This is a genomic window from Streptomyces sp. NPDC005574 (assembly GCF_040605435.1).
Taxonomy (GTDB): Bacteria; Actinomycetota; Actinomycetes; order Streptomycetales; family Streptomycetaceae; genus Streptomyces.
This window is the reverse complement of record NZ_JBEXCW010000044.1, coordinates 1-13442: the sequence shown is the minus strand read 5'-3', so window position 1 is coordinate 13442 and position 13442 is coordinate 1. Positions and strand designations below refer to the sequence as shown.

Below are 13442 nucleotides of genomic sequence, written 5' to 3'. Positions count from 1 at the left end.
TCTCCCCCCGAAACCTCTCTGCAATCTCGCTGCAATCACGGCACCTTCGAAGCGCTTCCGGACGGTCCGCGCCACCAACGCGACCCGATCGGGTCGCGCCGGCACAGTAGGGAGATCAGATGGGAACCATACGCACCAGGCGCCACCTGCCGTCCGGCCGCGGCGGCGTGCAGCGGTTACTCGGGGCGGCACGTCGCCGTTGCAGGCAGCACAGTGTCCCGGACCGGGCACACGTCACCCTGCCGGCGCGCTCGCCCGGCTCCCGCCCGCAGCTGTTCGCCCGTGTGGCGGCCGCAGCCGTGCTCGTCGCCGGCACACTGGCCGGAGCCACGGCCACGGCGGGTACGGCCCGCGCCGACACGTCCGGGCCGTGTGACATCTACGCGGCAGGCGGCACGCCCTGCGTGGCCGCGCACAGCACGACGCGAGCGTTGTACGCCTCGTACGACGGACCGCTCTACCAGGTCCGGCGTGCCTCGGACAACACCACCCGGAACATCGGCGTCCTGAGCGCGGGCGGATACGCGGACGCCGCCGCCCAGGATTCGTTCTGCTCGGGGACGACCTGCCTCATCACGATCATCTACGACCAGTCCGGCCGCGGAAACCACCTCACCCAGGCGCCCGGAGGCGGTGCCGCCGGCGGACCCGACAACCTCGCCAACGCGACCGCCGCGCCCACCACGGTGGGCGGTCACAAGGCCTACGGCGTCTTCGTCGCGCCCGGCACGGGTTACCGCGACAACCACACCAACGGCATCGCGACCGGTGACAACCCCGAGGGCATGTACGCGATCTTCGACGGCACGCACTACAACGGCGGATGCTGCTTCGACTACGGCAACGCCGAGACGGACAGCAACGACGACGGCAACGGCACCATGGAGGCCATCTACTTCGGCAACATCAAGGTCTGGGGCTACGGTTCGGGCAACGGCCCCTGGATCATGGCCGATCTGGAGAACGGCCTGTTCTCCGGGGTGAACCAGCACTACAACGCGGGTGACCCGACCATCAACTACCGGTACACGACCGCCATCATCAAGGGCGGCCCGAACCACTGGGCGATCCGTGGGGGCAACGCCCAGTCCGGCGGCCTTTCCACCTTCTACGACGGAGCACGTCCCAACGTCTCGGGCTACAACCCCATGCGGAAGCAGGGTGCCATCATCCTGGGCATCGGCGGAGACAACAGCAAGGGCGCCCAAGGCACCTTCTACGAGGGCGTGATGACCTCCGGCTATCCGTCGGACGGCACCGAGAACGCGGTCCAGGTCAACATCACCGCGGCCGGATACGGCAACTCCTCCGGCGGGGTGAGCTCCGGTGCGCTGCACGCGGTGGGCGCGGGCAAGTGCCTGGACGTGCCGAACTCGTCCACCACGGCTGGTACCCAGCTGCAGATCTGGGACTGCAGCGGTGGTACCAACCAGACCTGGACCCGCACGTCCTCGGGCCAGCTGACCGTCTACAGCGGCAGCGGCCAGATGTGCCTGGACGCGTACAACAAGCAGACCTCCGCCGGCACCAAGGTGGTGACCTGGCCGTGCAACGGCGGTGCCAACCAGCAGTGGCGGCTGAACTCCGACGGTACCGTCACCGCCACCCAGTCCGGACTCTGCCTCGACGTCACCGGCGCCTCCACGGCCAACGGCGCCGCGGCCGAACTCTGGCCGTGCAACGGTGGATCCAACCAGCAATGGAGTCTCAACTGACCTGAACGGGTCCGGTCCGTGGCCGGCTTCCTCCCGGCCACGGGCCACCACCACCGGATCCAGGCAATCCGCGTGTCCGACACCCGGCGTGCAGCTCCACGTGGATTCTCCGACCGTCCGGCCGAATCGCCCGATTCCCCTCGCCCTATCCCAGTGAGGCTACGCCCTGCAGGCGGCTTCGGCGCCGGAAAACGCAGCCGGTCGTGAGTGGTGCCCACCAACTGGTGGATTGGCAGGTGCATGATCAAAATAGGAGTGACGGTCTGTACAGGACGTGCAAGAACAGCAGCCCGGGCCTTGACGCCATGGCGGCGGCAGCAACCCGGGCCGGCAGCTCGACCAATGGCCCTGCAAGAACACGGCCGGCAGCGACCAGGACTTCACCCCCGCTGACCCGCTCGCGGACTCGTTCACCCCACCCACTGTCCCGCACCAGTGAGGAACGCTGATGAAGAAGTACTCGGTACCGTTGGCCATGGCGCTGACGGCCGCGCTCGGCGTGGGCGCCGCACTGCCCGCGGCGGCCGCCACCGGCACGGGGTCGCGGCCCCCCGCCTCACGGCTCCCGGCCGCGCCCGCCACCGTGCGGCTGATGCCGTTGGGCGACTCGATCACCTGGGGCGTCGGCAGCCCGTCCGGCAACGGCTACCGGGGCTTCCTGTGGAACCAGCTGTCGGCCGAGGGGCACGCCTTGGACTTCGTCGGCTCGGGTCGCAACGGAACCATGTCCGACCCGGACAACGAAGGCCACTCCGGCTGGCGGATCGACCAGATCGCAGGCATCGCCGACTCCGTGCTGGGCCGTTTGCGTCCGAACGTGATCGCCTTGGAGATCGGTACCAACGACCTGAACGGCAACTACCAGATCCCGACCGCCCCCGACCGGCTGCGCGCCCTCCTCGACCAGATCACCCGCGCCGCCCCCGACGCGACCGTCCTCGTCGGCACCGTGATCATCTCCACCAGCGGCACCGAAGAGGCCAACCGGCCCGCGTTCAACGCCAAGCTGCCCGGGATCGTCCAGGCCGAGCAGGCCGCCGGCAAACACGTACGCCTGGTGGACATGAGCGCATTGACCGCCGCGGACCTGTCCGACTCCCTGCACCCCAACGACAACGGATTCCGCAAGATGGCGGACGCCTTCAACGCGGGGGTGCAGGCCGCCGACGCGGCAGGCTGGATCAAGCCGCCGGCCTCGACGGACGGTCAGGTGCGTTCCGGGATCACGGGGAAGTGCCTGGACGTCGACGGCGGCAACAGCGCCAACGGGACCGCCGCGGACATCGCGACGTGCAACGGCTCCGCCGCGCAGCAGTGGTCCGCGCGCTCCGACGGCACCCTGCGGGCGCTCGGGAAGTGCCTCGACGCCGTCGGACGCGGTACCGCCAACGGCACCGAGGTCGAGATCTGGGACTGCAACGGCGGCGCCAACCAGCAATGGCAGGCGTACCACGGCGGTTACCTCAACCCGGTCTCCGGCCGCTGCCTCGACGACCCCGGCGCGTCCGCCACCGACGGTACGCAACTGGTCCTGTGGGACTGCAACGGCGGCGCCAACCAGCAGTGGACCGCTCTGCCGGTCTCCTGAGCCCGTGCCCGACCCACCGCGGCACCGTCCCGGGGTCGGTGTCGGGGTACACACCCACACACAAGGAGAATGATCCTTCATGTCCTGGTTAAACGAGGGGCCCCGTCTCCGGAAGGCCCTGACCTCGGTCACCGGTTTGACCGCCGGCACGGTACTGGCCCTGGCCGGCGCGGCGACGCCCGCCGCCCATGCGGCCTCCGGCACGCTGGGCGCGGCCGCGGCCGAAAGTGGCCGCTATTTCGGCACGGCCGTGGCCGCCGGAAGGCTCGGTGACTCGACGTATTCTACGATCCTCGACCGGGAATTCAACATGATCACCCCGGAGAACGAAATGAAGTGGGACACCACCGAACCGTCCCGCGGCAACTTCAACTTCGGACCGGGCGACCAGATCGTCAGCCACGCCACCGCACATGGTCAGCGCATGCGTGGCCATACCCTGGTGTGGCACTCGCAGTTGCCCGGCTGGGTCAGCGGCATCAGGGACGCGAACACCCTGCGCAGTGTGATGAACAACCACATCACCAGCGAGATGACCCATTTCAAGGGCAAGATCTACGCCTGGGACGTGGTCAACGAAGCCTTTGCCGACGGCGGCAGCGGCCAGCACCGCAGCTCGGTGTTCCAGGACGTGCTCGGCAACGGGTTCATCGAGGAGGCGTTCCGCACCGCGCGGTCGGCCGACCCCTCGGCCAAGCTCTGCTACAACGACTACAACATCGAGAACTGGACCGACGCGAAGACCCAGGGTGTCTACAACATGGTGCGCGACTTCAAGTCGCGCGGCGTGCCCATCGACTGCGTCGGTCTGCAGAGCCACTTCGGTGCGGGCGGCCCGCCGTCGAGCTTCCAGACCACCCTGTCCAACTTCGCCGCCCTCGGCGTCGACGTCCAGATCACCGAACTCGACATCGCCCAGGCGCCGCCGACGGCCTACGCCAACACCGTCAAGGCCTGCAGGAACGTCGCCCGCTGCACCGGCATCACCGTCTGGGGCATCCGGGACAGCGACTCGTGGCGGTCGGGTGACAACCCGCTGCTGTTCAACGGCAACGGCGCCAAGAAGCCGGCCTACGACGCGGTCCTGTCCGCGCTGGGCGGCGGCGGTACGGGCGACCCGGGAGGCATCGTCTCGGGCCAGGTGTACGCGCTGAGTGTGGTCTCTGCGGGTCGGGCGCTGGACGTGTCGGCCGGGCAGACGGCGAACGGCACGCCACTACAGGTCTGGGATGCCAGTGGTGCTGCGAACCAGCAGTGGCGGGCGAGCCAGAACAGTGACGGTTCCTACACGCTGACGAATGTCGGCAGTGGGCGGGTCCTGGACGAGCCGGGAGGCCAGACGGGCAACGGCACGCGGATGGAGATCTGGGATGCCAACGGCGGTGCGAACCAGCACTGGCGGGCGAGTCGGAACGGCGATGGTTCGTACACCCTGACCAACGTCGCCTCGGGCCGGGCGCTGGAGGTTCCGGCCGGGCAGAACGCCAACGGGAGCCCGGTCCAGATCTGGGACTCCAACGGCGGCGCCAACCAGCACTGGAACTTCAGGTGAGGTGATCGACGCCGGCGCGCGCTCCTGCCACTGGACCGCTCCGGCTGACCGGACCGAACACCCGCGCCCGGCACGGCGGCCGTCGCCGGACGCGGGTTTCGCCATGCCGTCACGGCGGCCCAACCGGGGCGAGACATGGGATGGATCGCGTTCCGGCCGGGTGAGACAGGTCTATTGACAGTGCGAGAGGTGTATGGAATCACTGTCGACATGGGATGTCTGAGGGTTTCCCGTAAGGGGCGCTCGGGTGTCCTGGCTCCCTTCGGACAGGCACGGCACTCTCCCGTCTCCCCACAGACCTGAGGAACAGAATGCAGCCTTCATCCGTATCACCCCGGAGCCCCGCGGCTCATGGACGACGCTTACCCGCGGCCGCCGTCGTATGCGTCATGGCACTGCTGGCCACGCTGGCGGCGACCGCGCCGTCATGGTCCGCATCGGCGTCAGCGGGGTCCCTGGTGAGTTCGGCGTCGGGGCGGTGTCTGGACGTCAAGGGCAACGTCGACACGCCGGGAACGACGGTGGACATCTGGGACTGCAACAACCAGGTCAACCAGGCGTTCGAGTTCACGTCCGTGGGTGAGCTGAGGACGATGAGCGGCACCCGGTGCGTGGACGCCTACGACGACCGGACGGCTCCGGGAGCGCCCACGGTCATCCGGTCCTGCGACGGACGGTCGACCCAGATGTGGCGAGAGAACTCCGACGGGTCCGTCACCGGTGTCCGGTCCGGCTTGTGCCTGGACGTCAACGGGGCGGGAACGGCCAATGGCACCGCAGTCATCCTGTGGACCTGCAACGGCCAGAGCAACCAGAAGTGGAGCACCCCGACACCTCCGCCTCCGCCCAACGGGTCGGGCCCGTGCGACATCTACTCCGCGGGCGGTACGCCATGCGTGGCCGCGCACAGTACGGTGCGCGCGCTCTACGGTTCGTACAACGGCGCCCTGTACCAGGTGAGGCGTTCCTCGGACAACGCGACCAGGGACATCGGCGTGCTGGCGCCCGGCGGTACCGCCGACGCGGCGGCGCAGGACTCGTTCTGCGCGGGCACCTCATGTGTGATCACGGTCGTCCGCGACCAGTCCGGGCACGGCAACGACCTGTGGTACCAGGGGTCGGCCCAGGTCCCGGGATCGAGCCAGAGCAGCCCCTCGAAGGCGAACTCCGAGTCGCTGACCGCCGGGGGCGCCAAGGCCTACTCGCTGTACATCAATCCCGGCAACAGCTACTGGCGGGACGGACACCTGACGGGCGTGCCGACCGGTGCCGCACCCGAAGGGGCCTATGTGGTCACCAGCGGCACCCACGTCAACGGCGGCTGCTGCTTCGACTACGGCAACAGCGAGACGAGTCGGAAGGCCGACGCCGCCGGGGCGATGGATGCGATCAACTTCGGTACCCAGTGCTGGTTCGGCGGCTGCGCCGGCAGCGGTCCCTGGGTGCAGGCCGATCTGGAGTGGGGCCTGTACTCCGGAGGCAGCCAGTCCTGGAACACCAACCAGCGGGCGTTTCCCAGCAAGTTCGTCACCGCGATGCTGAAGAACAACGGGACGTCGAGGTTCGCCCTCAAGGGCGGCAACGCGCAGTCCGGCGGCCTGACCACCCTGTGGGACGGCGGGCTTCCCGGCGGATACAGCCCCATGAAGAAGCAGGGCGCCATCGTCCTGGGGAGCGGTGGGGACTGCTGCAAGCCCGGCGGCGGCGCCAACCTGAGCGCCGGCACCTTCTACGAGGGAGCGATCGTCGCCGGCTACCCCTCCGATGCGACCGACAACACGGTGCAGGCCAACGTCACGGCGGCCGGCTACCGCTGAGCTCCCTTCCCCCAACCCGGCTCAGGAGTCGATGACGTATGCCCATGACCCGTGAGAGAGCCAAGCGCCCTCCGACGCTCCCGCCGCCGCTGCCCTCCTCGCGCAGGGCCCTGGCGGTCGCGTTCTCGGTCGCGCTGGCCACCGTAGCCGCCTCCCTCCTCGCCCTCGGCGCCGCGCAGCCCTCCGCCGCGCAGCCCTCCGCCGCGCAACCCGCTCCCGCGCAGCCCGCCGCCGCGCTCGGCAACGGGCTCGCGCCGACCCCGCAGTCGGGACCGCTGCTGTCGACGACCGCGAGCCAGGCCGCCCCGGGCAGGCGTCGGGCCGCTCCGGGCAGGTCGCTCAATGTGAACCTGGCGTCGACCCGCGGGCCGTCGACCGGCGTGGGGGAGGGGTTCCTCTACGGCATCGACGAGGACGGCAGCCTGCCGGCGGACCAGTTCATCCAGCCGCTGGGGATCAACGCCTTCCGTGGCGGGGGATGGTTCTCCGGCGGCTGGATCAAGGACGGCTACCAGTACGGCTCGGCCACCCGGGCCGACGTCGCCTCGATCATCTCGCAGGCCAAGCGGCTCACCCGGCCGCCCTACCACGCGCAGTACCAGGTTCTGGTCAGCGACATCTACGGCGCGAACGGCGGTCAGCCGTCCAATACGAGGTACCCGTGCGACAACGGCGACTGCGCGAACTGGGTCGGCTTCATCGACTCCACGGTGGGAGCGCTGCAGGCGTCAGGACTCACGTTCTCCTACGACATCTGGAACGAGCCGGACATCTCCGCGTTCTGGACCCGGGGTGTGAACAGCGCCCAGTACTTCCAGATGTGGGACACCGCCTACCGGGAGATCCGGCGCATCGCCCCCGGGGCGCAGATCGTGGGACCGTCGCTCGCGTTCACCCCGCAGGGAAACCCGGGTGAATGGCGGACCTGGCTCGCGCACGTCAAGGCGGCCGGCACCGTGCCGGACATGATCGCCAACCACAACGAGGGCGACGTCGACGACCCGGTCACCGTCGCGCAGAGCCTGAACAGCGCCTTGACCGCGGCGGGCATCGGTGCGCTGCCCTTGTCCTCGAACGAGTACCAGCCGGCCGACCGGCAGTCCGCCGGGGTGACCGCTTGGTACCTTGCACGGTTCGCGCAGTCCGGGTACACCAACGCGATGCGCGGCAACTGGGTGTGCTGTGTCATCCCGAACCTGACCGGAGCCCTGACCCAGAGCGGGGGGAGCTGGCAGCCGACCGGCACCTGGTGGGCGCTTCGGGACTACGCCGACATGACCGGCACCCTCGTGGACACCTCCGGCCAGGTGGGTTCGACGGCGATCTCGGCCTCCGAGGACTCCGCGAACAAGCGCGCGGTGGCGATCGTCGGCGATGCGAACGGATACACCGGCGACGCGGCCGTGACGTTCGGCGGGGTGTCGTCCGTCCCCTGGCTGGCGGGCGCCGGCGGTGTGCACGTCACCGTGCACCGCATCCCCGACCAGGCCCCGCTCAGCGCCCCGCAGACGGTGTACGACCAGAACGTGAGTGCCTCGGGGGGTTCGATCACCGTGCCGATCACGTTCCAGGGCGCGCACGACGCATTCGCCGTCCAGCTGACACCTGCCGCGTCCGGCGGCGGCTTCCCGGACGGCTACCACCGACTCGTGGTCGCCGACGACAGTCTGTGCGTGGACGTCGCCGGCGGCTCCGGCAGCACGGGCGCCGCGATCGACCAGTGGACCTGCAACGGGCAGAGCAACCAGCAGTTCCGGTTCGTGCCCGCCTCGGGCGGCTACGGCGAACTGCGGGCGCAGAACTCCGGCCTGGACGTGGCGGTGGCCGACGGTTCCACCACGGCGGGCATCCCGGACATCGTCCAGCGGGCCCCGGGGGCCGTGGCCGACCGACTCTGGCTGCCGGTGCGGCAGTCCGACGGCTCCTACGAGTTCCACAACCAGAACAGCGGCCTGTGCCTGGACGTCTACGGCGCCGGCGCCAACCCGGGACAGCAGCTGGACCAGTGGCAGTGCAAGAACATCCCCGGCACGAACCAGGACTTCATCGTGCGCTGAACCCTTGCCCCACGGACACCGGCCCACGAGCGACCTCCGTCGGCCGTGGGGCCACGGCCACCATGAGCGGCACAGCCATCGCGTCTCCTGGCCGGCACACCCCGTCGGCCGCGAGTCGTCCACGAATCGCGAAAGGAACCCACCGTGTCAGCATTCAACCGGTCGTTACGGCGCCTGCGCGCCTGGGCGGCCGTGCTCGCGGGTCTCCTCCTGATCGCCGGCGGCGTCGTGGCCACGGTCGCTGCGCCTGCCCAGGCCGCCACCTCCCTCACGATCAACGGCGCGTCCGGCGGCCGGACCTTCGACGGCGTCGGCGCGATCAGCGGCGGGGGAGGCAACAGCAGACTCCTGATCGACTACCCCGAGCCCCAGCGCGGCCAGGTCCTCGACTACCTGTTCCGGCCCGGCTACGGCGCCTCCCTGCAGATCCTCAAAGCGGAGATCGGCGGTGACACCAACTCCACCTCGGGGGCCGAACCGAGTCACCAGCACACCCGGTCCGACCTCAACTGTGACCGGGGCTACGAATGGTGGCTGATGGAGCAGGCCAAGGCGCGCAACCCGGACATCAAGCTGTACGGGCTGGCCTGGGGCGCGCCCGGCTGGATCGGCGGCGGCAACTTCTGGTCCAACGACATGAGCAACTACCTGCTCTCGTGGCTGGGTTGCGCCAAACAGCACGGGCTGGCCATCGACTACCTCGGAGGATGGAACGAGCGGGGCTACAACGTCTCCTGGTACGTGCAGCTGCGCAGCACGCTCAACGCCAACGGCTACGGCAACGTCAAGATCGTCGCCGCCGACTCCGACTGGACCGTGGCGAACGACGTCAACTCCAACCAGGCCTTCGCCGCCGCCGTGAGCGCCATCGGCACGCACTACCCCTGCGGCTACCGGTCCGCCCAGTCCTCCTGCTCGGTGCCGTCGGCCGCCACCTCGTCCGGCAAGCCGCTGTGGGCGAGCGAGAACGGCTCGGACGACTACAACGGCGGAGCGCAGGCGATGGCCCGCGGCATCAACCGCGGGTACATCGACGGACGGATGACCGCGTACCTCAACTGGCCCGTGGTCGCCGCGATCACACCCAACCTGCCGTATCCCACCATGGGTCTCGCCCTGGCCGCACAGCCGTGGTCAGGCTCGTACTCCATCGGCAAGAACACCTGGGTGATGGCGCACACCAGCCAGTTCACCGCCCCGGGGTGGCACTACCTCGACGCCTCCAGCGGCTACCTCGGCGGCAACCGGAACAACGGCAGCTACGTCTCGCTGAAGTCCACGAACAACTCCGACTACTCCACGGTCATCGAGACGATGGACGCCGGCAGCGCCCAGACGCTGAACCTCAGCGTCACCGGCGGGCTGTCCACCAAGACCGTCCACGTCTGGTCGACCGACGTCACCTCCGGCAACCCCGCCGACCACTTCGTGCACGCCACGGACATCACCCCGTCCGGCGGCGGTTTCAGCCTGACCGTACAGCCCGGACACCTGTACACCCTGACCACCACGACCGGCCAGGGCAAGGGCACCGCCACCGGCCCCGCGCGCGGCGCGCTCAAGCTGCCGTACGGCGACTCCTTCGACGGCTACGCCACCGGCGCCGAGGCCAAGTACCTCATGGACTGGCAGGGCGCCTTCGAAGGGGTGAGCTGTGGCGGCGGACGCAGCGGGAAGTGCGTGCGCCAGATGAGCCCGCAGAAACCGATCACCTGGGACGCGCTGACCGATCCGCACGCCCTTCTCGGTGACGTGGGCTGGAGCAACTACACCCTCTCGTCGGACGTGATGCTCGAACAGCCCGGATACGCCGAGCTGATCGGCCGCGCGGGCGGGCACGACTACGACCGCACCGGCGGGCTGAACGCCTACCACCTGAGGGTGAGCGACACGGGGGCCTGGTCGATCCTCAACACGAACACCAACGGCACCGTCTCCACCCTGGCCCGCGGCACGACCGCGGCGCTGGGCACCAACCGCTGGCACGCCCTGGCCCTGACCTTCTCCGGCTCCACGATCTCCGCCGTCGTCGACGGAACCACCGTCGGTTCCGTCGACGACCGCACCTGGGCCGGCGGACAGGTCGGCTACGCGACCGGCCAGGGCGAGACGGCGCAGTTCGACAACCTGTCCATCACCCCCGGCAGCGGCGGAAACGACGGCGGCACGACCGGCGCGATCGTCGGAGTCGGCTCCGGCCGGTGCGTGGACGTCCCGAACCAGTCGCAGACGGCCGGCACCCAGGTGGCGCTGTGGGACTGCAACGGCGGCGGCAACCAGCAGTGGACCGACAACTCGGCCGGTGAGCTGCGGATCTACGGCAGCGACTGCCTGGACGCCGCGGGCCAGGGCACCACCCCCGGTACCAAGGTGGACATCTGGGACTGCAACGGCGGCGCCAACCAGAAGTGGACGATCCACGCGGACGGCACGATCACCGGTGTCCAGTCCGGCCTGTGCCTTGACGCCCCCGGCACGGCCAACGGCGCCCTGCTGCGGCTGTCGACCTGCGACGCCGGCGGCAACCAGAAGTGGAGGCGCGACTGATCCGGTGACCGGCTGACGATCAACGACAGCGGCAACTCCTCCGTCGACTCCCTCCGAGAGGCACCCCCATGTCCCCCTCACCCCCGCCCGTCAGCCGGCGCCGACTGCTGGCTGCGGCCGGCGCGGCCGGCGCCTTCGGCCTGCTGCGGTTCGCTCCCGAGGCCGCCGCGACCGACGGCCCCACGAACTACACCGCGAGCTGGTCCTCCGTGGACCGCCACCCCCCGGCCCCGGCCTGGTTCCAGGACGCCAAGTTCGGCATCTACTACCACTGGGGCGTCTTCAGCGTTCCCGCGTTCGGCAACGAGTGGTACCCGCGCAACATGTACATCGGCGGATCGGCCGAGAACCGGCACCACATCGCCACCTACGGCGACCCTTCGGCATGGCCGTACAACAACTTCATCGACGGCGCCCGCGACAAGGCCGGCAACTACGTGCAGTTCGCTCCCAAGCTCGCCTCCCAGGGCGGCAACTGGGACCCGGACGCCTGGGCGCGGCTGTTCAAGGCCGCGGGCGCGCGGTTCGCCGGTCCGGTCGCCGAGCACCACGACGGCTTCTCCATGTGGAACAGCCGCTCCAACCCCTGGAACTCGGTCCAGCACGGTCCCAGGCTCGACCTCGTGGGGCTGCAGTCGCAGGCCATCCGGGGGCAGGGACTGAAGTTCATGGCCTCCCTGCACCACGCCTATCACTTCAACGGCTTCTACGACCATGTGCCGAACCAGTCGGACCCGAACCTGCGCTTCCTCTTCGGCCAGCAAGGCTCCGCCGCGGAGAACAAGCTCTGGTACGACAAGCTGATCGAGGTCATCGACGGCTACCGACCGGACCTGGTCTGGCAGGACTTCGACCTCAACCTGGTGCAGGAGTCCTACCGGCTCCAGTTCCTCGCGCACTACTACAACCAGGCGGTCGCGTGGAACACGGACGTGGTCGCGACCTACAAGGACGGCCTCGACACCAAGGGCGAGGTCTTCGACTTCGAGCGCGGCGGCCCGGCAGGGCTGCTCACCCCCTACTGGCTGACCGACGACAGCATCTCCTCCTCCAGCTGGTGCTACACCGTGGGAATCGGCTACTACTCGACACAGGCGCTGCTCCATTCCCTGATCGACCGGGTCAGCAAGGGCGGCAGCATGCTGCTGAACATCGCCCCGATGGCCGACGGCACCATCCCCTCCGGGCAGCAGTCCATCCTGCTCGCCATGGGCGACTGGCTCGGCCGCTTCGGACAGGCGGTCTACTCCACCCGCCCCTGGGCCAGTTACGGCGAGGGCCCCACCAAGATGGGGGGAGGCTCGTTCAGTGGACCGGTGGCCGGAAAACCGCAGGACGTCCGGTTCACCCGCAGCCTGGACAACAAGGTGCTCTATGCCATCGCGCTGGGCTGGCAGGGCGGCGCCATGACCATCACGACCCTGAACTCGACCCGGATCAACCTCAGCAGCCTGACGAGCGCCAAGCTGCTCGACAACACCGCCGGCACGTACGTCGACCTGCCCGCACCGACCCAGGACGCGTCCGGTCTGCACCTGACCATGCCCTCGTCCAACCCGCCCTTCAGCGCCCTGGCGTACACGGTCAAGCTCACCTTCTCCGGTGAGATACCCGTCCTGGGCGCGCCGGGCGGCACCACCACCTGGGTCAGAATCGCCAACGTGACCAGCGGCCTGGTCCTCGACAGCGGGGGCGACGTCGCCTCCGGCTCGAACCTCAAGCAGTGGAACTACGACGGAAGCACCAACCTGCAGTGGCAGCTGATCGCCCTCGGCAACGGTTACCACCGCATCGTGAACCGCACCAACGGGATGGCCGCCGACAGCTTCGGCAACTCCGCCAACGGCGCTCCCGCCCGCCAGCAGGCGTGGAACGGCAGCGACAACCAGCAGTGGTCGCTGAACAGCCTCGGCGACGACCGCTACCAGATCGTCAACCGGGGCACGGGCACCGCCCTCGACGGCAGCGGCTCCGCCGCGGCCGGCTCCACCGCGGTGATGTGGACGCCGAACTCCAGCACCAACAACGCATGGACCGTCACCGCCGTCTGAGCCGGCTCGATCGACGCTCCCCCGTTACCTTCTTCGTGGCCTCGCAATGGGGCTCCCGGCCTTCGGCCCCGGTATGACTTGAGCCCCCAGTCGAGATGATCGAAAAGGTGGTGTC

6 protein-coding genes and 1 pseudogene are annotated in these 13442 nt (G+C 69.2%); all 7 read left to right on the top strand.

Annotation, left to right across the window (positions count from 1 at the left end; all coding sequences use genetic code 11):
• Positions 1-119 precede the first annotated feature (119 nt).
• The 7 genes and pseudogenes from ABZT03_RS25455 (at position 120) to ABZT03_RS25425 (ending at position 13327) form a co-directional block, all read left to right on the top strand.
• On the top strand, positions 120-1715 hold the full coding sequence (locus ABZT03_RS25455; RefSeq protein WP_356042953.1) for an arabinofuranosidase catalytic domain-containing protein: 1596 nt from the start codon (positions 120-122) through the stop codon (positions 1713-1715).
• A gap of 448 nt (positions 1716-2163) precedes the next feature.
• Positions 2164-3303: a ricin-type beta-trefoil lectin domain protein gene (locus ABZT03_RS25450; protein ID WP_356042950.1), complete on the top strand. Its 1140-nt coding sequence runs from the start codon at positions 2164-2166 to the stop codon at positions 3301-3303.
• 79 nt (positions 3304-3382) lie between these two features.
• Positions 3383-4852: pseudogene (locus ABZT03_RS25445) on the top strand (endo-1,4-beta-xylanase); the annotation flags it as partial.
• Positions 4853-5244: 392 nt separating this feature from the next.
• Positions 5245-6672: an arabinofuranosidase catalytic domain-containing protein gene (locus ABZT03_RS25440; protein WP_356042947.1), complete on the top strand. Its 1428-nt coding sequence runs from the start codon at positions 5245-5247 to the stop codon at positions 6670-6672.
• A 44-nt stretch (positions 6673-6716) separates the two neighbouring features.
• Positions 6717-8729, top strand: a complete 2013-nt coding sequence (locus tag ABZT03_RS25435; protein ID WP_356042944.1) for an RICIN domain-containing protein — start codon at positions 6717-6719, stop codon at positions 8727-8729.
• A 144-nt stretch (positions 8730-8873) separates the two neighbouring features.
• A complete protein-coding gene (locus ABZT03_RS25430; protein WP_356042941.1) occupies positions 8874-11276 on the top strand; it encodes a ricin-type beta-trefoil lectin domain protein in 2403 nt (800 codons plus the stop codon).
• Positions 11277-11344: 68 nt separating this feature from the next.
• The gene (locus ABZT03_RS25425) at positions 11345-13327 is read left to right on the top strand and encodes an alpha-L-fucosidase (RefSeq protein ID WP_356042939.1); all 1983 of its coding nucleotides are present in this window, start codon (positions 11345-11347) and stop codon (positions 13325-13327) included.
• Positions 13328-13442: the final 115 nt, after the last annotated feature.